The organism is Synergistaceae bacterium (assembly GCA_031272035.1).
Taxonomy (GTDB): domain Bacteria; phylum Synergistota; class Synergistia; order Synergistales; family Aminobacteriaceae; genus JAISSA01.
Genome location: JAISUO010000047.1, coordinates 39,521 through 62,068, shown reverse-complemented (window position 1 = coordinate 62,068; position 22,548 = coordinate 39,521). Strand labels below are relative to the sequence as shown.

The 22,548-nt window shown below is 54.0% G+C and carries 22 protein-coding genes; 19 read left to right on the top strand and 3 right to left on the bottom strand.

Features of this window, described 5'->3' with window-relative positions; translation table 11 throughout:
• Positions 1-131 precede the first annotated feature (131 nt).
• From LBR61_05975 to LBR61_05960, 4 genes are all read left to right on the top strand, one after another.
• The gene (locus LBR61_05975; protein MDR1731625.1) at positions 132-1,034 is read left to right on the top strand and encodes a DeoR family transcriptional regulator; all 903 of its coding nucleotides are present in this window, start codon (positions 132-134) and stop codon (positions 1,032-1,034) included.
• A 76-nt stretch (positions 1,035-1,110) separates the two neighbouring features.
• The gene (locus tag LBR61_05970) at positions 1,111-1,611 is read left to right on the top strand and encodes a DUF3990 domain-containing protein (protein ID MDR1731624.1); all 501 of its coding nucleotides are present in this window, start codon (positions 1,111-1,113) and stop codon (positions 1,609-1,611) included.
• A complete protein-coding gene (locus tag LBR61_05965; protein ID MDR1731623.1) occupies positions 1,608-1,850 on the top strand; it encodes a hypothetical protein in 243 nt (80 codons plus the stop codon). The genes LBR61_05970 and LBR61_05965 overlap by 4 nt, the downstream gene beginning before the upstream one ends.
• 6 nt (positions 1,851-1,856) lie before the next feature.
• Positions 1,857-2,078 carry a DUF3791 domain-containing protein gene (locus tag LBR61_05960; GenBank protein MDR1731622.1) on the top strand — a complete coding sequence of 74 codons (222 nt, stop codon included), beginning with the start codon at positions 1,857-1,859 and terminating at the stop codon, positions 2,076-2,078.
• Positions 2,079-2,245: 167 nt separating this feature from the next.
• Here the strand turns inward: LBR61_05960 and LBR61_05955 are convergent, their stop codons facing one another.
• Both LBR61_05955 and LBR61_05950 read right to left on the bottom strand, forming a co-directional pair.
• Positions 2,246-2,722: an ORF6N domain-containing protein gene (locus tag LBR61_05955; GenBank protein ID MDR1731621.1), complete on the bottom strand. Its 477-nt coding sequence runs from the start codon at positions 2,720-2,722 to the stop codon at positions 2,246-2,248.
• Positions 2,723-2,993: 271 nt separating this feature from the next.
• The gene (locus LBR61_05950; GenBank protein ID MDR1731620.1) at positions 2,994-3,179 is read right to left on the bottom strand and encodes a hypothetical protein; all 186 of its coding nucleotides are present in this window, start codon (positions 3,177-3,179) and stop codon (positions 2,994-2,996) included.
• 362 nt (positions 3,180-3,541) lie between these two features.
• Here LBR61_05950 and LBR61_05945 point away from each other — a divergent pair, with 362 nt between their 5' ends.
• Together LBR61_05945 and LBR61_05940 are read left to right on the top strand one after the other, a co-directional pair.
• Entirely contained in the window at positions 3,542-5,494 is a 1,953-nt protein-coding gene (locus LBR61_05945) for a BACON domain-containing protein (GenBank protein ID MDR1731619.1), read from the top strand.
• A gap of 17 nt (positions 5,495-5,511) precedes the next feature.
• On the top strand, positions 5,512-7,203 hold the full coding sequence (locus LBR61_05940; protein ID MDR1731618.1) for a lectin like domain-containing protein: 1,692 nt from the start codon (positions 5,512-5,514) through the stop codon (positions 7,201-7,203).
• Between the two features lie 97 nt (positions 7,204-7,300).
• Here LBR61_05940 and LBR61_05935 read toward each other — a convergent pair whose 3' ends face one another.
• Positions 7,301-8,224, bottom strand: a complete 924-nt coding sequence (locus tag LBR61_05935) for a LysR family transcriptional regulator (GenBank protein MDR1731617.1) — start codon at positions 8,222-8,224, stop codon at positions 7,301-7,303.
• 387 nt (positions 8,225-8,611) lie between these two features.
• Between LBR61_05935 and LBR61_05930 the strand changes: the two genes are divergently transcribed.
• From LBR61_05930 to LBR61_05870, 13 genes are all read left to right on the top strand, one after another.
• On the top strand, positions 8,612-9,574 hold the full coding sequence (locus tag LBR61_05930; protein ID MDR1731616.1) for a TAXI family TRAP transporter solute-binding subunit: 963 nt from the start codon (positions 8,612-8,614) through the stop codon (positions 9,572-9,574).
• A gap of 111 nt (positions 9,575-9,685) precedes the next feature.
• Positions 9,686-11,650, top strand: a complete 1,965-nt coding sequence (locus LBR61_05925; protein MDR1731615.1) for a TRAP transporter permease — start codon at positions 9,686-9,688, stop codon at positions 11,648-11,650.
• A 27-nt stretch (positions 11,651-11,677) separates the two neighbouring features.
• On the top strand, positions 11,678-12,877 hold the full coding sequence (locus LBR61_05920; protein MDR1731614.1) for an aminotransferase class V-fold PLP-dependent enzyme: 1,200 nt from the start codon (positions 11,678-11,680) through the stop codon (positions 12,875-12,877).
• A gap of 71 nt (positions 12,878-12,948) precedes the next feature.
• Entirely contained in the window at positions 12,949-13,887 is a 939-nt protein-coding gene (locus LBR61_05915; protein MDR1731613.1) for a dihydrodipicolinate synthase family protein, read from the top strand.
• 89 nt (positions 13,888-13,976) lie between these two features.
• Positions 13,977-14,969, top strand: coding sequence for a DctP family TRAP transporter solute-binding subunit (locus LBR61_05910; protein ID MDR1731612.1), 993 nt, complete (start codon positions 13,977-13,979; stop codon positions 14,967-14,969).
• Between the two features lie 115 nt (positions 14,970-15,084).
• Entirely contained in the window at positions 15,085-15,567 is a 483-nt protein-coding gene (locus LBR61_05905) for a TRAP transporter small permease (GenBank protein ID MDR1731611.1), read from the top strand.
• Positions 15,564-16,835 (top strand): TRAP transporter large permease, encoded by a 1,272-nt coding sequence (locus tag LBR61_05900; GenBank protein ID MDR1731610.1) that lies wholly within the window; start codon positions 15,564-15,566, stop codon positions 16,833-16,835. Before LBR61_05905 ends, LBR61_05900 begins: the two co-directional genes overlap by 4 nt.
• A 207-nt stretch (positions 16,836-17,042) precedes the next feature.
• Complete coding sequence (locus LBR61_05895; GenBank protein ID MDR1731609.1) at positions 17,043-17,249, top strand: 4Fe-4S binding protein; 207 nt, start codon at positions 17,043-17,045, stop codon at positions 17,247-17,249.
• An 8-nt stretch (positions 17,250-17,257) separates the two neighbouring features.
• Positions 17,258-18,400, top strand: coding sequence for a 2-oxoacid:acceptor oxidoreductase subunit alpha (locus LBR61_05890; protein MDR1731608.1), 1,143 nt, complete (start codon positions 17,258-17,260; stop codon positions 18,398-18,400).
• Positions 18,393-19,235, top strand: coding sequence for a 2-oxoacid:ferredoxin oxidoreductase subunit beta (locus tag LBR61_05885; GenBank protein ID MDR1731607.1), 843 nt, complete (start codon positions 18,393-18,395; stop codon positions 19,233-19,235). The genes LBR61_05890 and LBR61_05885 overlap by 8 nt, the downstream gene beginning before the upstream one ends.
• Before the next feature lie 2 nt (positions 19,236-19,237).
• Entirely contained in the window at positions 19,238-19,789 is a 552-nt protein-coding gene (locus LBR61_05880) for a 2-oxoacid:acceptor oxidoreductase family protein (protein MDR1731606.1), read from the top strand.
• Between the two features lie 42 nt (positions 19,790-19,831).
• On the top strand, positions 19,832-21,298 hold the full coding sequence (locus LBR61_05875; protein MDR1731605.1) for a hypothetical protein: 1,467 nt from the start codon (positions 19,832-19,834) through the stop codon (positions 21,296-21,298).
• A gap of 74 nt (positions 21,299-21,372) precedes the next feature.
• Positions 21,373-22,542 carry a CoA transferase gene (locus tag LBR61_05870; protein MDR1731604.1) on the top strand — a complete coding sequence of 390 codons (1,170 nt, stop codon included), beginning with the start codon at positions 21,373-21,375 and terminating at the stop codon, positions 22,540-22,542.
• Positions 22,543-22,548 lie beyond the last annotated feature (6 nt).

The window sequence follows — 22,548 nt, the reverse complement described above, 5'->3', positions numbered from 1 at the left end:
GCCATCAGTCTTTCGACAGCCTTGAAAGCCGATTTTCTTACGATGACAACAGTTTCACCCTGTTGAACGCGACGAATAAAAAAGAAACCGGCCAGGCTCTCCGACTGCCGGACGAATTTATATCCTTCGGCTTGCTGGAAGAAGGCGGCGGTCGTCTGACTTACGCCGGCGCTTTACTGGCGGACGCCTGCCCTGTGTACAATTCGCGCATTTTCTGCACCCGTTGGAATGGTCTGGAAAAAGGCTCCATTTTCGTGGACGCGCTTGATGACAGCGAATACTCCGGCAACATGATATCGCTGCTACAAAACGGGCTCAATTTCATCCGAAATAACTACAAGGTCAAATGGCGCAAAACACCCGAAAAGCGCGTGGAAATGCCGGATTATCCCCAAACCGCCATACGGGAAGCCTTGGTAAACGCCATCATTCACCGTGATTATTCATTCATGGGAAGCGAGATTCATATCGACATATACGACGACAGGCTGGAGATCACCTCGCCGGGCGGTATGGTGGACGGCAAACGAATCCAAAATATGGACATTATGAAAGTGCCCTCCAAACGAAGAAATCCTGTGATCGCCGATCTGTTTCAGCGCCTCAAACTGGTGGAACGCCGAGGCAGCGGGTTGGAGAAAATCCGAAAAGAATATGAGAGCACAGGCAGGCAGCCGGTCTTTTTTTCTGACGACTCCTGGTTCATCACAACGCTGTACAACCTGAACTATGGCATGGAAGAGGATGCCAATGTCACAAAGGATGTCACAATAAATGTCACAAAGGATGTCACAAAGGGAAAAAGCAGGCATGACCAGCTCATGGAGTTGATAGCTACGGATGGAGCGCTTACTTCCGCGCAGTTGTCTCAAACCATGAATGTCACAAAGAGAACTGTTTTGCGCGATTTGGAAGAACTGAAAAATGCTGGGATTATCACTCGCGTCGGGGGAAAAAGGTTCGGACACTGGGAAATCGTGAATGGTGAAAACGAGGGAAAGCCAATATCGCGGTCGCGGAAAGAAAATGAATGATTGACCGAATTCACCGAAAATGAGCGAAGATGAAAAAATTGGAGTTTGAAGACATGGACAATCGAGGCAAAGCCCAATGAAGGTTTTTCATGGAAGCAACGTCTTCGTCAAAGAGCCGAGGCTTTTGGTCCCGAACAGAACGTTGGACTTCGGCCCCGGATTTTACACCACGACCAACCAAAAGCAGGCCGAAGACTTTGCTCGCAAAGTATACGAACGGGAATTGACGGGCAAGGCAGGTGACGGGCGGTTCGTCAGCGTTTACAATGTGGAGTATGAACACATGAAAAAGGAGCTTGCCGTTCTGCGTTTTGAGGCTCCCGATGCTGTCTGGTTTGATTTTGTGCTTGCGAATCGCAGAGGCGTTTATGAAGGTCCACGGGTTGATGTGATCTACGGTCCTGTGGCGAATGACACAGTGTACAGGTGTCTTGTCGGCTATCAGGCGGGCCTGTACTCGAAAGAGGAAACCATTGAGCGTCTGAAAGTGCGAAAACTTTATGATCAGATGGTTTTTGCGACGGAAAAGGCGCTTTCTTACCTGCGCTTTGAGAGTTTTTTGGAGGTGTGTCCATGAACGAACAGGAGCAATTCAAGGCGACGCTTCAACTGCTCGTTCCATTGGTCGTCAGGGAGATCATGAAGGCAAGGAATGTTACCGACCAGGAGGCATTTTCTTTGCTTTATTCTTCTTTCGTGTACAGCAAGCTGGAAAACGAAAAGACGAAACTGTGGCATCTAAGCCCTCTCTGTCTCGCGGATCTTCTGGGAGAGGAACTTGACTCCGGGCGCGTGACTTTTCCGAGGGAGGCGTAATAAAAAATGTCCGAGATAGATTTTATGGCTTACTGCATTGAGGAATACAAGGCGGCAAAGCACTTGAACGGCAGGGACGTGATGGACCTGTTCGGCAAATATGACGTTCTGCGGTACATTGATGACCACTACGGCGCGCTGCACACGACCGGGAGCGCGTATATCGTCGAGGACATCAACCGTTTCATAGATGCCCGCCGTGAGAGTGGAAGCATAACGGCGTCATAAGCGGCAGGCAGACTCCTCAAGTTCGAAAGTCAAAACCACCTGCAAAATTCCCGTACATCAAACCGTACAACAGAAAAATTTCTGACCAATAGAAATAAGTTATGGAGTTATTTTACACCATCTATTTGTACTCCACCTTCTCCGCCAGTAACCTGATTTACAGCAGTTTAAGACAATCTGAAATGAAATGAAAACACAGGAGCTGTTAATAAAAGGCGGCTCTTTTGTTGGGTTCTCTCCTGGGTATCCGATAACTGGCTAACCGTCCTGGAAAGCTCCCGGATTTTGGCGAAGGTTTCTACTATGGCGATGGTCGTTTGTGCGGCAGCCGGGCTTTTCAGGATGGTTGCGAGCATGTACAATCCTTTTTCGGTGAAGGCTTTGGGCGTGTACTTGGTATGCTTCCCGCGACCGACGGGAACGTTTAAGGTCGAAATTTTCGACCTTAAAGATTCATAATCATCTTTCGTAAGTTCAATGATATAGCCTTCCGGAAACTTGTCGGGATTGTGGGTTACCGCCTCATTAACGCGCTTGGTTTCCACACCATAAAGCTCCGCCACATCGCGATCCAGAATGACGCTCTGACCGCGAATGGTCAACACCTTTTCTTCTACCTGCCTGTAGCTGATGATTTCAGACATGACCTCACGCTCCTTTTGTGGCTGTCTGTCGGGCGGGTCATCTGCCGAAAATATCCTTCTGAAATTGTTTGGAATACGCGAAGTCAGGCATTCTTGTTCAGGCCCGGTGCGGTCAAAAAATTGCCCTCGTTCCGAACCTTAAACGGTCCTGTTAGGGCGCGAATATCCGATGATTCCTTCAGAACAGCCGCAGTTTCGTCATTGGGTTCGTGCGGAGCGTTGGCATCGTAATCATCCCTTATAGAGTGGGCCATATTTTGCCTCGTATTCTTTATATTTCTCTGTCAAAGATGTCCTCTTCTTCTTCTGGTTCTTCCGCCTCTTCCAGCTCTTCTTTATACACGCGTTCCGCATACCTCTTCAACCGCAGAACTGCCTTTTCGGGCAGCCTGCCGATCAGGTCGATCAGGCTCTTTCTTTCGGCGGAAATCTTCTGCTCAGTGGTTGTGGTGGTCATTACGTCAGCCCTCCTTTTCCATCATTTTCGTAACGTCACTAAAATGATCAGATTCAGCAATACCATTTTTGACAGAGCGCTCATATTTGTCAATTCAGAGATGCCGTATCAACCCGTGGACCTTTTTAAAGCGGGGGGACTGTGTTATGCTTCTCATTGCATGAATTGTACTCAAAAAGGACCCCATGCCGCTGTTTTTGCCTGTTTTTGATTGTCGTTGTTGAATTTTCAGGGTGCGAACTTTTCTCGGCTGCTGCGAAGTTTGAGCTATCATTATTATTAACGCCTCGACCCTGGTCAATTGGGGATTTCCGAGAGACATTTGTGTAAGCGCTATAAACCAGAAAAGGAGAGTGGGTTTTATGAGAAAGAGTACGTTCTGGAAAATGTTGGCCGCGCTGCTTTTGATAATGATCATGAACGGCGGCGGCGGGTGCGGAAGCGGCGGCTCCGACTCCGCGAACTCCGGAAGTGACCTCAGGGCCAAAATAGCGGTGCTGGGCGAGCTGCCGGAAGATCAGAAGAAATTACTGAGCGAAGCCGGCATCGCCATCGTCGATTACGATTCCGAAGAGGACATCCCCATTCTGATCACCAACGAAGCGTTGGTCGATGTCTTTGTGGACGGGGTGGACCCCGACGCGTACGCCAGGCACGGCTACCCCTTCGGGCCCGCCGAGCTTCAAAGCGCCGGGCGCGTCGCCGTCATATCGCCCGATAAATTCAGCGTCATTGAGATTCACAGCATTCTGGGCAGGCCCTTCGGCCCATTCAAGGTGGGGTTTGAGAACTATGACGAAGTGGACTTCCCGCCGGTGCTCTTCTACGGGCTCCGCAAAACGGAAGCGGACCCCAATCAGATTTTCGTCCAGTACGACTCCGCGTGGCTGACGGAAAACGAACAGGTCAGCTTCGATGTCATCGATGTCGTTTCCGCCGACGCCTGCCCAGGCATTGAGGACGGGGAGGTCGCTTCCGATGATTCAAGCGGCGATGCGATCGAAGCTCAGACCCTGGACCCTCTCGGCGACTACGTGGACTTCAGGGAGTGGCTTCTGGAGGATTCGGACATGGCGGAGAAATCGCTGAACGCCTCCAAGGCCCTGAGCGCGGTTGCCCAAGCCCAGGGGGACAGCCCCGACCTGGGGTCCATCGCGTCCAGCTACACGGCGACCCTTTCCGCCAACCCGTGGGGCAAGAGCATGAAGATCAACGTCTTCATCCAGGCGGCGCACCATTTCGGCGTCGCCAGCGGCGACATGGGAAAAGATTGGTACTACGTCTATCAGGAATGTCTCCTCGACGGCAGCGGCAAAGGCGGCCCGTATGAATATAAAAAAGCGGTAGTCGGGGCAGAACCTCCCCTTTTTTTCAAAGCGACTCTTCATGGAAAAGTGTATTATGTAATGGGGTCTGCTTTGCAGGTCGCTCAGGATTTCATTTCACAGTACGCCATAGCCGACGACCTCCTCCTCGGAGGCGCCTCCTCCGGGGCCGTCGTCCTTTCGGATTCCAAGCCGGAGGCGTATAACAACGTGACCACGGTTACCGTGGGCAGCAACTCCAGCGTCAACGAAGCCGCCGCGGCGGGCGGAGGCGGAACCGGGGCCCTGAGCAACGTACTGGCGGTCACCAATTTCATCAGGAACGCCGTCAAGCCGATGCTCCTCCACGGATATACACAAAGCAAATCCATGAGCTATCAGACTTATGACGTGACGGTGAAGCAATTCATCCAGAACAGCGTTTCCCCCCGGTGGCAGTACGATTTTAAGCTGCCGGGCCTGCTGGAGGACGCGGTGGAGCTTTCCCGCTCCGTTTACAAGCCGTGCCAGACGTGGATATGGGGCATCGACACCAAAGAGCGGGAGAAAATCAACAAATTCCGGCTGTCTTTGGACGTGACGGACCGTTCCAATATCTGGGAGGCTAAAGCCGTGGACGGAAACGGCGAGAACTCTCTTGTCGAACGCAGGGGCATAAGCTGGAAGGCGAACACCATCACCCAGGACATCAGCCTGCCGCAGCCGCCGCTCATGGGCTTCAGCACGAACACCGTGACCTACGGCAAACAGGCGGGGACGCCGAGAACGCCGGTGGAGATCCAGGCCGAGGGCGGCTGGACCGCGGACATTCCGACAGGATACAACTGGGACTGGTACACCGTCTCGCAAGCCAACGACAAACTCTACATAACCTTCAAGGAAAACACCACCGGGGCGACCCGGCAGGGAGTGGTCCGCGTCACCCGCGCGAACTCCACGGACGTCAACTACATCGTCGTCACCCAGGTGGCCACGGCGCTGGTGGATTAAAGAGAGAGAGTGAATTTATGAGAAAAATGATAAGAAAACTTTTATATGCGTTAGCGGTTCTCGCGCTCGCCGCTTCGGGAGCGTCCCACGCGGAGGCGGCTGCCGGGCTTCGGCCCGTCCCCCTCAACCCGGACTTTGTGCGTTACAGAGAGGGGACGCTGAAGACGGATTACCCGCCTTCCCCCATCGATTGGTCCTATGTGAAAAAGGCCCGCGCCGCCCGGAAGGACAATAAAATGACGCTCCGCGCGACCGGGGCGGACGTGGACATAGAACTGCCCGCGTCCTTCGACCTCTCGGCGCTGGGGCGCACGCCTCCCGTGGCCAATCAAAAAGGCTGGGGCACCTGCTGGGCCTTCGCGGCCATCGAGGTGATGGAGTCCAACCTCATCAACAAGGGCGCCTACGTGCCCCTTTCGGAGCTGCACCTGGCGTACTTCACGTACAGCTTCGACGAAAGAAACGGGCTGCCCGGATATTTCAGGAACGTCCTTTTGAGAAACGACGAAGAGCTTCACAACCCGATTTTCGACACCGGGGGATTGCCCGACAAGGTGGCCGCTATGCTGTCGCGCGGGACCGGGCCGGTTCTGGAGGCGGACGCGCCCTACCCCGACATGGGAGAGGGAGACCTCGGATGGGCGACGTACCTTCCCCCCGCGCCCTACGCTCCCGCGCGGTTCAGGCTCGGGTCCTTCCTGTGCCACGTCAGCGTGGAGGACGCCAAAAAGGCCCTTATGGACGAAAATTTCGGCGCTTTGTCCGCGAACTTTGACATTGACGGGTATCTCGGGGGCGCTCATTTTTATTCGACGGAGGGCCACTCCAATCACGAGGTGCTCCTCGTCGGGTGGGACGACGGGTATTCCAGGGAGAACTTCAGGTCCGGGGACGTGGTTCCCGCCGAGGATGGGGCGTGGAAAATTCAGAACAGCTGGGGGACGGAGTTCGATGGCGAGCCCGTGGGCGACAACGGGTACTTTTACATCTCCTATGAGGACACGACGTTTTGCGACGACGTCCCCGGCCCGTATTCCATCACCCTGGAGCCCCTGGAGAGCTGGGACGGCATCTATTTTCACGACGCCCTGGGGCACTGTCTGAACATCGAGGGAAACAACCTCAGCGAACATCTGGAGGCGGCGGTTTTCGAGGCCGTCCGGGACGAGGAGGTTGTGGCGGCGGGCTTCGTCACCGCCAACGAGGACATGACCTACGAGATACAAATCTACAGGGACATCCCCTCGGGCGAGGGGCCCGGCGCGGGCAAACCGGCCCTTGCCGCCCCTCAGATCGGCGCGGCTTATGAGATGGGCTACCGGGCCGTGAGGCTGAAGGAGCCCGTGCGGGTGAAAAAGGGCGAGCGCTTCGCCGTGGCGGTGAAGATCGCGACGCGGGACGGGTCGGAGGCGTACCTGCCGGCGGAGGCGATGATCCCCGGATACAGCGACGACGCCGCCGTCTCCCCCGGCCACAGCTATCTTTACTCCGACGTGGGGAACGGCCCCGAGTGGCTGGACACCTACCAGCTCGTGATGACCGACGCCTGGGACGAATACTCGCCCCGGAACTTCGACGTGAACGTCAAGGCGTTCACCGTGGCGGCGTCAGAGCAAAAGTCCAGCGGCGGGGGATGCAGCGCGGGCGCTTTCGGCCCCTTCATGTTCCTGACGGCTCTCGCGGCGTTCGCAGCGGGAAGGAAACGGTAAAAATTTCCGCGCTGGTTTATAAATTGACGTGAGGGCGGCCAAAAACCGCCCTCAATTTACATTACACCTGCTTACATTACGCCTGCACTTTATGATTTCAAATTGGCATTATATTGGATTCAGGTTTATTCTCGTTGATTAAGTCGGGCCTTTCCACGCAAAAATCAAGGAAAGTCTGCGCGACGGCGGAAAGCGACCGTTCTTTGCTGACGGCGAAAGACCTTCGGGTGGACATGGCTCGTCCGGTGAGAATGCGGCAGCACAAATCCTCCGTTTCCTGATCTTCCGTGCGGGGAGAAACGATGATGGCCACGGCCGTTCCACGTGCTGCCCACATCAGAGCGGAGCCGCGGGAAGAACTGACAGAGAGAAAGCTGGGATGAAAACCGGCCTCCATACAGGAATCGCTGATTTTTTGCCTGAAGCCTTTGGATACGCATAGAGGGACTCCTTCCAGCGCGGTGATATTTATCTCCTTCATATCGGGAGAAAACCAGGGGTTTTCCTTTCTATAAACCACCATCAGATGTTCTTCGAGAGAAATCGAGGCCTTCAGCATGGGTGGAATGAAAGAAGGCGTTCGAATCACTCCGATTTCGATGTTGCCAATTTTCAGAGATTCCACCAGTTCGTCGGAGTTGGCTTCGAAAATCTCAAATCGGATCTGGGGATACGCTTCGTGGAAATCCAGCAGGAGATTGCCCATGAAGGGATCCGGATAGGCCGGCGTCAGCCCCAGCCACAGTATTCCCTGGTGGCCGCTGATGCAGGTTTCGATTTCTTTTTTCACGGCGTCGTCCAGATAACAAATGTTTTTGGCTTTTTCATAAAAAATCTCTCCGGCGCTGGTCAGCTCCACCCTGCGCGCGCCGCGTTTCAGCAAAGCCGTCCCAAGCTCCTGTTCAAGCGCCTTGATCTGGATGCTCAAAGCGGGTTGCGCGATGCGGAGAATTTTGGCTCCCGCTGAAATGGAACCGGCTTCGACAACCTGCAAAAAATTTCGGTAGTGTTCGATGTTCATGAAAGGCGCCCTCTCTCTAAGGTATATGAAATAAAATATAGTTCGTATAAAAAATTGATATTTTTGATTATATTATGAGCATCATATAATAAAAAATCATCTTCCTAAATTTGTGCTTATTTTTGATTTTTGTCTGCGATTTTTGGGGATAATGTATTGTTATTGTTTTTTATGCTTCAAATGAAACATATTTTTTATGAAATATCGTGCTTAAATTAATTTTGTAAGAGACTTCCCGCTTAAAAATTCGTTATTTTTTATGGATGATGTTTTCGCGATACATGATCAGGGTTCACAGTTGAAAAGAGGTGATGACAGGTTGAAATCGTTTTGACCGGACTATGGGAAAAAAGAACGTAACGAAAAACAAAAAGGAGGAACATTGTGATGAGTAAAAAATTCTTTGTGCTGTCAGTTATAGTTTTCTGCCTGTTTACGGCAGTTTCGCCGGTTTCCGCCGCCGATCAGATTTTTATCAACATCGCGACGGGAGGAACGGGCGGAACTTATTATCCTCTGGGCGGCGCGTTCGCCGATATCTGGAACAATAACATCCCGGGCGTCAACGCCACCGTGCAGACGACCGGCGGTTCTGTCGCCAACATCAACCTGCTCAAAACCGGCGAAGTGGAAATGGCCATCGCTCAGAACGACGTTTGCTATTACGCCAAAGAAGGAATTGTTCTCTTCCCGAACGGTAAATTTCCTGACCTGAAGGGTGTGGCGTCCCTCTACTCGGAGCCGATTCAGCTGGTGACCCAGGCCTCTGCCAATATCAGCAGCGTGAAGGACCTGAAGGGCAAAAAAGTCGCCATCGGAGCGATCGGAAGCGGGTCTGAGGCTTGCGCGCGTCAGGTTCTCAAGGCGGCGGGCATCGACGCGGACAAGGACATCGACGCGAAGTTCCTCTCCTTCAACGAGGCCGCGACCGCGATGAAGGACCGTCAGATCGACGCCACGTTTGTTCTTGTGGGCGTTCCGACGGCGGCCATCGTTGACCTTGCCACCACGAATGAAATCAAGCTCACTCCGGTCGACGAGGACGTCATTGAAAATCTGTTCAAAAATTATTCCTACTATGTGAGGTTCACGATTCCGGCCAACACGTATCGCGGCCAGACAAAAGACATACAGTCCGTCGCCGTTCGCTCGATCATCGCCGTAAAGGCGGATTTCGACGCCGACCTGCTGTACAAAATGCTTGAGACCATGTACGCCAACAAACAGCGCATCATCAACTCCCACGCGGCCGGTAAATTCATCATTGAGGAGACGGCGCTGGAGGGAATGAGCATCGAGTTGCATCCGGGCGCGCAGAAATTCTTCAAGGACAAGGGTGTTATCAAATAGAACGATAACCGGACCAGATACACCCCCTGCGGGGTCATGCAATCCGACAGAGAGACGACAGGTATTTTACCGGGTTAATCCGCCAAGCCTTCAGACGCAAAGGAGAATGACATGATGTCCGACGACCTTCACGAAGAAAATATCCAACAGGACGCAGCGCTTTCCGCGAGCGAAGTCGACAATATTTTAAGAAAGTATGACAAAACTTTCAATATCAGGGCTTTCGCGGGTCCCTTTGCAAAAGTCGTCTCTGTTCTTCTTATCCTGTTTTCCGTATTTCAACTGGTCACATCCACGGTGATCACGCTCGACGCGATTCTGCTGAGGGCGTTACATCTCGGCTTTGGCTTATTTTTGATCTTTTTATTCTACCCCATGACCTCCAGGTGGCATGAAAAAATACATCCCCTCGACGTCGCTTTTTCCTTCATCGCTTTGTCCTGCAGCCTCTATCTTGTGATCAACTACAGAGCCATCGTCCTCCGCGCGGGTTTGATCAGCCAGACCGACCTGGTCGTGGGAGTCATTATGTTCATCCTGGTGCTGGAGGCCGTGCGTCGCGTTGTGGGTTGGCCGATGGTCATACTTTCTCTGATCTTCATGCTCTACGCTTTTTATGGAAGGCTCGTTCCCGGCAGGCTCGCTCACAGGGGCATCAGCTTCGGCGTCTTTATTCAGCATCAGTTTTTCTCCACGGAAGGGATATTGGGGCTGCCTATCGGCGTATCGTCCACTTTCATTTTTCTGTTCCTGCTCTTCGGCGCGTTTCTCGAAAAAACGGGAATGGGTGAATTTTTCATGGATTTGACCAACTCCATCGCCGGAAATAAGCCTGGCGGGCCGGCGAAGGTGGCCGTCCTGTCCAGCGCGCTGATGGGAACTCTCTCCGGCAGCTCCGTCGCAAACGTCGTCGGAACCGGCAGCTTCACCATCCCGATGATGAAACGTCTGGGATACCGCCCTGAATTTGCCGGCGCGGTCGAGGCTGCCGCTTCCACCGGCGGGCAGCTGATGCCTCCCATAATGGGCTCCGCCGCGTTCATCATGGCTGAGTTTACCAACACTCCGTACCTCAGAATTATCACCGCTGCGGCCATACCCGCCGTTCTGTATTACTTTGGAATCTGGGCCGGCGTTCACTACGAGGCGTTGAAACACGGTCTGCTCGGCCTTCCGAAAGAACAGCTGAAAAAGACGTCTGAAGTTCTCAAATCCCGCGGACACCTTCTTTTGCCCATTCTGGTCGTTCTGTATCTGCTGATAGACGGATTTTCCCCCGCTTATGCGGCTCTCGGCGCCATCGTGGCCGCGATCGTGTGTTCGATGTTCAAAAAAAGCACGCGCATGTCCCTTCGGGATTTTCTCAACGGACTTGAAAACGGCGCCAGAAGCGCGCTCTCGATTATTGCGCCCTGCGCCTGCGCCGGGATCATCATCGGCGTTGTGACGCAGACGGGTCTTGGGCTGAAGGTTGGCTCGACGCTGGTTGCCGTCGCCGGAGGAAATCTGATGCTCACGCTTATGTTCACCATGGTGACGTCGCTCATTCTCGGCATCGGCGTCCCCACGACGGCAAATTACGTCATCACGTCCGTGATCGCCGCCCCGGCTCTGCTCGCTTTGAACGTGCCGGTTCTCGCCGCTCATATGTTCGTCTTTTATTTCGGAATCATCGCGGATATCACGCCTCCCGTCTGCCTCGCGGCGGTCGCGGGGGCGGGCGTGGCGAAAGCGGAGCCCATGCGGACGGGAGTCAACGCCACCCGGCTCGCTATCGCGGCTTTTGTCGTCCCTTACATCTTCGTATACAGCCCGGAGCTGATCCTGATTCACCCGCACGTCCTGCATATTGTCTATGCCATAGTGACGGCGGTTATCGGCATGTTCCTGGTGGCATCCGGCCTGACCGGATATTTCGTAACAAACATGAATATCCTTGAACGTGTGATTTTTGTTGCGTCGGGTATCACTCTGCTGACTACTCCCTATCTGCTCAACTTCGCGGCCGGAGTGGTCGCCGCTGCCGCCGTATTCATCCAGTATCGGAAACGCTCGCGGGCAGAGTCGGCGGCATAACCAGACAGGGAGGCAGTCGTAAGGATAATGGAGACGGAAAAATCGATTTACCTGGACAGCGCATGCGCGGGAATTTATCCTGATGAGGTTTTGTCGTGCGCGGGGGATTTCGTGGAACTTATGCGTAATCGCCAGCTGCCGGGAAGCGAAAAGACAAATATCATGCGGTCGTACCTCGCGACATGCCGCGAGCGTGTCGCAAGGCTGATTAATTGCTCTCCGGACGAAATCGCGCTTGTGGAGAGCACGACTCACGGGCTGGGTATCGTATCTGAAATCGTCGAGCTGGCGCCTGAGGACAACGTGCTGATCTGTGACCTGGAATATCAGGCGTCCTACCTCTGTCTCAGGCCAAAACAAAGGAAAGTCGGCTTCGAAATACGCAGGGTGGAAAACGTCGGCGGGGAGATCACGGCGGAAATCTTCGGAAAATACATTGATCAGCATACAAAACTCATCGTGCTCGCTTCCGTCCAGGAGATCAACGGCTTTCGGGCCGATGTCCGAGAAATATCCGAGCTGGCCCATCGCAGCAACTGCCTCGTCGCGGTGGACGGGATACAGGAGGTCGGCGCGATGCGCGTCGACGTAAGGGAGACCGGCGCGGATTTTTATTGTACCGGCTCGAAGAAATGGATTTGTAATCCGTTCGGCATGGGATTTTTGTACGTCAGGCGGGAACTGGTCGAGAAACTGGAGCCGAGCTACGACACGTATTTCAACGTGGAGCTGCCCAGCGGTTATCAGAATTATGTCTCTTATCTGGAGAACCCCAGCAGAACCCCTTTCGACCCCTGTCCCAACGTGCGGACCGCGATGAAATTCGAGATAGGCGCTTACAAAAACTACATCGGCATTTTGGGTTTGACCCGGGCCATAGAGATACTGCTTGACATCGGGCTCGAAAAAATCGAAGAAAAAATCATTTCGCTGAATATTCGGCTCACGGAGGGCCTGAAGAAAATCGGCGTCGACACCTGCAGCTCGAAGAATCGGAAACACATGTCGTCCACCGTCAGCTTCAATCTCGGCTTAAAGGACGGAAAATCATCCCGTGAAAAAGAGCTGGTCGATTACCTGATCTCCAGAGGGCTGATCGTCTCCCTGCGCTGTGCCGTCGGGACCGGCGGCATCAGAGTTTCGATGCACCATTACACCACTGAAAACGACATCGATTCTCTGCTGTTCCACGTCGAAGAATTTTTAAGGATGAAAAGGCCGGAATAAACGGGATTAAGAATAAGCCTATATTGGCAATGGCTTTCAATACTGATTTGAGAACGAAGGCGATATAAATCATGCTTTCCACAGAAACGAGGGGTGTTTTCCCGATCTCTCCGACGCCCTTCCTGCCGGACGGAGCGATCGATTTTGCTTCGATCGCCAGGCTTTGCCGCTTTTATAAAAATGTCGGAGTGGCCGGCATAACGATTCTGGGGTTGCTCGGTGAAGCCACAAAACTGGACTGCGACGAAACGGACGCTGTGATTCGGGAGTTCGTCCAACACTCCGGCGGATTGGAAATCATTGTGGGAGCAAGCTCTCCCGGATTCGCCTCGATGAGACGCACCGCCTTGAACGCAATGGCGGCCGGCGCCGGCGGCGTTCAGATAGCGCCTCCTTCTCACCTGCGCAGCGACGCCCAGATTATCGAATATTTCGATTGCGTCGCCAGAACTCTGGGATCCGGCGTTCCTTTCGTGATTCAGGATTATCCCCTCGTTCATCAGGTCGTTTTTACGCCGAACGTCCTGCGGGAAATCGTCAACCGGAACGAATCCTGCGTGGCAATCAAAAACGAGGACTGGCCGGGGATGGATAAACTCAGAACGCTGAATCAGTTTAAGAGAGAAGGCTCCATGAGAAATATCCCGATTTTCGGCGGAAATGGCGGGCTTTCCCTGGACTGTGAATACGCCGCGGGGGCGTCGGGCGCCATGACGGGCTATCCTTTTCCCGAGTTCCTGGTGGAAGGTCTGAAGCTTGTGGAAAGTGGGAAAAGAAGCGAATTTCAGGATTTATACGACGCGCATCTGCCCTATTTGCGCTATGAGGGGCAGCCGAAAATTGGAATCGCCATACGTAAATATGTGCTGTGCAAACGGGGATTGATTGCCCATGCGGCGCAGCGCGAACCGGTGGCCGCGCTTTCAGCGGGAACGAAAGATGATGTGGATTTTCTGCTCGGACGCCTTATCAGAAAAACCGGTCTTCAACTTGAAGTAAGTTCATTTTAAAAAATGGAATCGAACGGGCTGAGGAAGTCATACACTCCCATCTTCGGTGGGGGATATGACCATTCATATAATAGAATGGAGGGGAAGAAATGAAGAAGTATGCGAAGTTTTTTGCGTTGACAGCGGCGGTTTTGCTCTTTTCGTGCGGCGGCGCTTTCGCCGCGGTGCAGATAAGGGTGGCGCACGCCGGCAGCACCGAGCACCAGTACCAGATTGCGCTGGAGCAGTTTAAAAAACTCGTGGAGGAGCGTTCCGGGAAGGAGATTACCGTCCAGATATTCCCGTCGGGTCAGCTGGGCAGCGAACGGGATGCCATCGAGGGCGTGCGCATGGGGACCATGGAAATGACGACGATCTCGGCGGGCGGCGCGTTGCCGAGTTTTGTCCCGGAGACGGCCATATTCGGACTTCCTTACGTGCTGCATACCCGCAAACAGGTGGCCGCCGTGTATTCCGGCCCGTTTGGGCAGAAAATGACGGAACTCGTCAACGCGAAGGGGTTCATCAATCTCGACTGGTGGGAGATGGGATTCAAGCATTTCACCAACAATACGCGTCCCATTAAGACGCCGGCCGACCTGAAGGGACTCAAGATCCGCGTAATGGAGTCCAAGGGATGGATGGAGCTCATCAAGCTGCTTGGCGGCATTCCTACGCCGATCGCGTTTGGGGAGCTTTACAGCTCGCTTCAGCAGAAGGTCGTGGACGGGGAGGAGAATCCGATCTCCACAATCTACTCCTCCAAATTTTACGAAGTGCAGAAGTATCTTTCGCTTGACGCTCACACCTACGAGCCCACTGCCGTTTTGGCCAATCCCAAATGGTTCAATGCCCTCAGCGCGGAGCATCAGAAGATCATAAAAGAAGCGGCGCTTGAGGCCGGAAAATTCCAGGTCGCGAAACTCGAACAGCTTGAGCAGGAGCGTCTCGAAGTCATCAAAAAAGCCGGCACCATCGTGGAAGAACATCCGGATATAGAGGCGTTTGTGGAGATAACGAAAGGGTTCGAAAAGAACCTCGACAACGTGCCGGCAGAACTTGTCGCGCTGCTCAGAAGCGAGGCCGCAAAGGCGCCGAAGTAAAATATCGTTGTTTGCAGGAGGCGGAGATCTGCCGGACTGTCGGCAGCCGCCTCATCTTTTTTATTTTTTTATTGAGGCCGACCTGGAAGATTTGGGGTGATTGTCAGTGGGGAAAATGGATCGTATCTTTGCCGTCATTGGCGGCGTTTGTCTTATCGTCATATTTGTCGTCTCGTTTGTGCAGGTTTTGCAGCGGTATGTTTTCGACATGTCGATCCCCTGGTCGACCGACGTCATCCGCATCTGCTTCATTTTTTCCGTTTTCTGCGGAAGCTGCGTCGGCATTATCCGGAAGGCTCATCTGAACATCGATGTGGCGCTCCAGTTCATTCCTGAGAAAAAGCGTTATATTTTCGGGGTCGTCTCCAACGTCATCATGTGCGTTTTTTTAATCGCCGTCCTGCGATACAGCATTCCGTTCATACTGGCCAATACCGATCAATATACGCCGTATCTGGAATTTCCCATGAGCTATGTATACGCGGTGTTTCCCGTAGTGTCGACGGTGATGATCGCCGCGCTGGCGATCGATACGTACAGGATGCTTTTTTTGAGGGACAAAGCGGTATCCTCCGGTGAAGGAGGGGCTGGGATATGATTTGGGTATTCGTCCTGTTCGGCATCTTTCTTATCGGTACGCCCATCGCTTTTTCGCTGGGCTTCACGACGCTGCTGGGGCTTTTGGGCGCCACCATCCCGATGGAGATTATTGTACAGCGGATGTTTACCGGCATCGATAACATCACGTTTATCGCGATTCCTCTTTTCATGCTGGCCGGCAACCTGATGGCGGCGGGGGGAATATCCCGCAGAATCACGAACTTCGCCCAGACGCTGGTGGGACACATGCCTGGCGGACTTGGCATGGTCGTCGTGCTTGCGTCCATGATCTTCGCGGCGGTCACCGGCTCCGCGATTGCCGCGACTGCAGCCATCGGAGGAATTTTGATGAGCGAACTGGTCAGTCAGAACTATTCAAGGGCATATGCGGCTTCGCTCGTCTCCGTATCCGGCTCCATAGGCCCGATCATCCCGCCCAGCATTCCTCTTGTGGTGTATGGCGTCATGGTCAGCTGCTCAATCGCGAAGCTCTTTATGGGCGGAGTGGTCCCCGGTCTTCTGATGGGTCTTCTGATCATGGTCACCAACTACATCATCAGTAAAAAGAGGGGCTATGTGGGAAAAGCGGGGAAAAGCACCTGGCGCGAGGTGGCAAAGGATTTTGGAGACGCGATTCTCGCGCTGATCATGCCGATCATCATCATCGGCGGTATCGTCTCAGGCGTTTTCACGCCTACCGAATCGGCCTCCGCAGCCGTCGCTTACGCAATTATCGTCGGCGGGCTGGTCTATCGGGAGCTGAGCTGGAAAAGCATGTGGAACGCCATGGTCGACGCGGCGATTCAGAACGGAATCATCCTGACGGTTTTGATGACGGCCAGCCTTTTCATCTGGTTTATGACGATTCAGATGATACCGCAGCAGGTGACGGCGTTGTTGCAGACGATCGTGCACACGGAGTGGGCGGCGTTGCTTTTGATGAATGTCGTTCTCCTGATCGCCGGCACGTTTATCGACACGATCAGCGCGATAACGATCTTTGTGCCGCTGTTTCTGCCGCTGGTGCAGGCGTATCATATCGACCTGATTCATTTCGGCGTTGTGGTCGCCGTCAACCTGACCATCGGCATGTGCACGCCGCCGCTTGGCGTTTGTCTCTTTGTCGCGGCCGGCATTGCGAAGATCACCCTGCGCGATATGCTTCGCGACCTTTGTTATATGCTGATCCCTATTTTGATTGTTCTCTTTCTGATTACCTACATTCCCGCTTTAGTCACGGGGCTTCCAAATTTGCTGGGCCTGTGACGCGGGTTTTTCTCAAAGGTCCCTGAAGATCTCTGAAGATCCTTTTTGTGTGCCACAATCCCTGCAGGAGTCATACAAAAAATATTATAGTTCGCATAAAAGATTAGTATTTTTATTATATAAAGATCTTACTATAATTTATGTCATATTTCTCTGATACCTGATGAACTGTTCCGGCGGGTAAATTTTTCACGAGGAGGACGCAACTTGGAGACGAAGGGAAAAAGCTTTCCTGAAATTGACAGGCGTTTGTGCAAAGCCTGCGGCGTTTGTGTCGAAATATGCCCTAAACGGGTTTTATCCAGGGACGCTGAGGGAAAACCTGTGATCGGTGCAGGGGAAAATTGTATTCGCTGCGGATTGTGCGAATTGCAGTGTCCTGATTTTGCTATTCGCCTCTACGAGGAAGGATAAAGGGGAAAATGGAAGATCGTTTTGCGATTATGACGGGAAACGAGGCCTGTGTGCGCGGCGCTGTCGTCGCGGGGATGAATTTTTTCGCCGGATACCCCATTACGCCGGCGACCGAAATCGCGGAAATCGCCTCTGCCCTCCTGCCCAAAAAAGATGGAAAGTTTATGCAGATGGAGGACGAGATTGCCTCGATCGCGGCTGTGATCGGCGCCTCGTTTGCGGGAGCGAAAGCGATGACGGCGACCAGCGGTCCGGGAATTTCTCTGATGCAGGAAAATCTGGGATTCGCCATTATCGCGGAAGTTCCCATCGTTATCGTCGACGTGATGCGTCAGGGACCCTGCCAGGGCGTTGCAACGGCTCCGGCCCAGGGAGATTTCATGCAGACGAAATGGGGAACCCACGGGGACCATCCCGTGATCGCTCTGGCCCCCGCGTCGGTGGGAGAGGTTTACGTCGAGACGATACGGGCTTTCAACCTCGCCGAAAAATACCGCACGCCGGTCCACATCCTTTCAGACGCGATGCTGGCCCACATGAGCGAGCGAGTTCGCATTCCGGAGGCGAAGGAGTACGAAATCGTCAACAGAAAGACTCCCACCTGCGCGAAAAACGATTATAAGCCCTATCAGGACGACGGAACGGGAGTTCCTCCCATGGCAAAATTCGGTGACGGTTACAAATGGTATGTGAGCGGCATCATTCACGATGAAACGGGTTTTCCGGTTACGAATGAACCGGAACAGATTGGACTTCAAATCAGGAGGCTGCTCTCCAAAGTTGAAAACAACCGCGGCGATATCGAGAAATACGAAGAGTACAGAACCGAGGATGCCGAAATCCTTCTCTCCGCCGTCGGCATGGTGTCCCGCTCCGCCAAAGCCGCCATCGACCAGGCCAGAAACGAGGGCATCAGGGTTGGTTTGCTGCGCCCCATAACGCTTTGGCCGTTCCCGGAACGTCGCCTTGCCGAACTGGCCGGGCAGGTCAGAACCATCGTCACATGCGAAATGAACGAAGGACAACTTTTTCACATGGTGAGAGAGTCCGCCGGCGGGACGAATGTAAGGCGCGTGACGCAGAATAACGGAAAAATCATCTCCGCGCAAAAGATTTTGACGACGATCAGGGAGCTTCAGACAAATGACTGAGCGTACTGAAAGAAAAGAACATATTTTCGACAAATATCTGCGTCAGGATAAACTGCCTCATATCTGGTGTCCCGGGTGCGGCAACGGGACGGTCGTCAACGCCCTGCTTCACGCGATCGATAAAACGGGGCTTGAGCAGGACAAAATCGTTCTGGTCGCCGGAATCGGATGCTCCAGCCGCGCCAACGGCTACATGAATTTCTGCGGCATGCACACCAACCACGGCCGGGCGCTGGCCTACGCCACCGGAGTTAAAATGCACAACCCGGAACTGAAGGTCATTGTCCTGACGGGAGACGGAGACTGCACGTCGATTGGGGGCAATCATTTCATTCATGCCTGCCGGAGAAACATTGACATCACCACCGTCGTTTTCAACAACGCCAACTATGGAATGACCGGCGGACAATATTCGCCGACCACCCCTGTGAACGCCAGAACCAAAACGTCCGTGTATGGAAATATCGAGCCCAATTTCGATATCTGCTCCCTTGCCGCGACATCCGGCGCAACCTATGTGGCGCGCTCGACCATCGCCAACGCGACCATGATGGTCAGTCAATTTGAAAAAGCCCTGAATCACAGGGGATTTTCCGTCGTCGAGGCCATCTGCGACTGCCCGACCCTTTTCGGACGCATCAACAAACTGGGCGACGCGGTGGCCATGCTGGCGGACAAAAAGACGCGTTTCATCACGGCTGCGCAGGCGAAAAACATGACCCCGGACGAGTTGAGCGGCAAAATCATTACAGGCGAGTTTGTGAACCGCACGAACCTGCCCGAGTACACGGAGCAGTACGACGTCCTCATCAAAAACGCGAAGGAAGAGGAATAAAAATGTCGAGGCATTATGAGATTCGATTCAGCGGATCGGGGGGCCAGGGCATGATGCTCCTTGGGGATATTTTCGCCGAAGCCGCCGGCAGTTACGAAAACATGGAAATCATCCTGACCAAATCCTACGGTCCGGAGTCGCGGGGCGGCGCGTGCCGGTCCGAACTCATTATCGACGACTCGCCCATCAACTATCCGGAAGCTCAGAGCTTGGACCTGCTCCTCGCCATGACGCAGCAGGCCTGCGACAAATATTGCGGAGACCTGGGCGCGAAGGGCATCCTGCTGGTGGATCCGGCGTTCGTCCGTTCTCTGCCGGAGGGAATTGAAAGGGTTTATTCCATTCCCATGACGGAAATCGCTCAAACAGTTACGGGCAGGGACATCACGGCAAACGTCGTCGCCATGGGGGCGATTGTCGCTTTGGGAGAATTTGTCGGGGCCGAATCCGTTCGTAAGGCCATCGCTCAGCGTTTTCCCCCTTCGCTGCACGAGGTCAATCAAAAGGCGTTCGACGCGGGCTTCGAGGCCGCGAAGGCCCTGCGGAAGCGATGAGACGGAGATGAGGCGCGCATGTCTTCCGGCCGCTGTAATCGAATGAAGGAGAAACTCATGTCCGCGGAAGACGCCGCGGCGCTGATCCACGACGGCATGACCGTGGCGACCAGCGGTTTTGCCGCGGCCGGGTACCCGAAGGCCATTCTGCACGCTTTGGCCGAACGGGGAAAAAGGGGCGACTCAATTCAGATCAACCTTCTGAACAGCTCGAATCTTGGAACCGAAATCGAATCGGAGTGCGTGGAGGCCGGCATCGTGAAAAGACTGACGCCGTTCCAGATGACGCCCGTATGTGCGGCGGCGGTCAACAAAGGCCGGATCGAATTTGTGGAGATGCCCCTCTCCCGCGTCGCCCCCGCGGTGAGAAACGGTTCTCTGGGAAAAATCGACGTGGCCGTTATCGAAGCGCTGCGCGTCACTTCCGGCGATGAGCTGATCCTGACCTCCGGAGTCGGGCTCAGTCCGCTCTTTGTCGATCATGCCGAACAGATTCTCATTGAGATCAACTCCACGCAGGCGAAGGAACTGGAGGGAATGCACGATATTTACCGGCCTGAAACCGGACCCGGAAAAGCGCCGATTCCCCTGCGCCGCGTGGGAGAGCGCATCGGCAGCTTCGGGTTGTCCTTCGACCCCCGGAAAGTCATCGGCGTCGTGGAAACGGAAAAGCCCGGCGTGGACGCAGCCTATAAAGAACCGGACGAGTCCGTCAAAAAACTTGCGGACAACCTTTTCAACTTTCTGGAGCTGGAGCGTCGCCGGCGGCGGTGGAAGAAGTTTCCCCCCATTCAGTCCGGAATCGGGAACATGGCCAACAGCCTGGTCAAATTGCTTCAAAAAACCGATTTCAGGGATCTGGAGTTTTTCTGCGGCCTTCTGCAGGAGGCCAACGTCGAGCTTCTGGCGAGCGGGCAGGCGATTTGCGCCTCCGGATGTTCCGTCCACACGACCAGGAAAGTCAGAGATATTTTCGCTTCCGATCCCCGGGGATACAGAGAACGAATCGTTCTGCGTCCCCTCGAAGTGAACAACTGTGCTGAAATTATCGACCGTATGCAAATTATTTCGATGAACAGCGCTGTGGAGGTCGATATTTACGGTAACGCCAACCTCAGCCACGCGATGGGAAGCCGGGTGGTGAACGGAACGGGCGGAGGAACCACGTTCGCCCATAACGCGGGCCTTTCCATAATGCTTCTGCCCTCCGCCGGAAAAAACGGCGACATCTCAAGAATCGTCCCGAAGGTGACGGTGCAGGACATCAGCGCGCATTATATCGACGTCCTCGTCACCGACGACGGAGTAGCCGACCTGCGGAGCAAAACGCCCGTGGAGCGCGCAGCCGCCGTCATCGAAAACTGCGCGAGCCCTGTCTATAAAGAAGAGCTTTTCCGTTATCTGAGGGAAAGCGTTGAACGCGTCGGAGGTCATGAACCTCAAATGCTGGAGAGCTGTTTCGAGTGGCACAGACGTTTCCGCGAAACGGGAAGCATGAAAAAAATATGAAAAAAGTATGAAAAAAGACAGAGAAACAAGCTGATTTCCAATACACTTATATATTGATTCTGCGAGGAGAAAAAATGAACGCTCTTGAGGGAATAAAAGTTCTCGATCTGACGCGGCTCCTGCCGGGGCCTTTCGCGACGATGTTCCTGGCGGACTTCGGAGCCGAGGTCATTAAAGTGGAGCAGCCCGGCGAAGGAGACTATGCCCGGGGTTACGAGCCCATGCGCGGCGACAGGGGATACCGCTTTCTTATCATCAACAGAAACAAGAAAAGTCTGACGCTTGATTTGAAAAAACCGGAAGGAAAAGAGATTTTTCGCAAACTGGCCCGAAACGCCGACGTCGTGATCGAGAGCTTCCGCCCGGGCGTTATGAAAAAACTGGGACTGGACTACGAGGCGCTGTCTGAGCTCAATCCGAGGCTCGTGTTCTGTTCGCTGAGCGGTTACGGACAGACGGGGCCTTACCGGATGGAGGCGGGGCACGACCTGAACTACGTCGGCTCCGCCGGCATTCCTTCCCTGACGGGAAAACCCACCGGCGATCCGGTCATTCCGGGAATACAGATCGCCGACCTCGCGGGCGGTCTCATGGCCGTCATCGGGATTCTTGTGGCCCTTCAGGGGCGCGGCGTCACCGGTCGGGGTCAGCAGGTGGACGCGTCTCTTTTTTCGGCGGCGATCGCCATGCTGCCCGCGGATGCCAGCGTTCTTTTCGGAGGGGGAGGGATTCCCACGCGAGGCGAAGGCCGTTTGACCGGCGGCTGGCCTCACTATAACATTTATCGCACAAAAGACGGCCGGTACCTCGCCTGCGGAGCTCTTGAAAAGAAATTCTGGAAGAACCTCTGCGGCGTCCTTGGCCGGGAAGACCTTTCGGACGCCATCGACGACAAAAAAAATTTTCCGGCGCTCAAAAATCTGCTGGAATCGACGTTCAGGGAACATACGCTGAATGAATGGCTCCAAAAGCTCGAGGGACGCGAGACCTGCATAACGCCAATCAAAAACCTGGATGAGGTTTTCGAAGATCCGCATGTTGTCGAAAATGAGCTGGTCGTGGACGTGGAAGACGCCGAGCTGGGACGCTACCGGCAGTTGGGCCAGCCCATAAAGCTATCTGAAACGCCGGGCCGCCTTGAGACGACGGCCCCCAAACTCGGCGAACACAACGAGAAAATTCTGACGGAATTGGGTTACACAAAGGAAGAAATCGCGTCCTTTTCTCGAAACGGCATTATTTGACGGTGG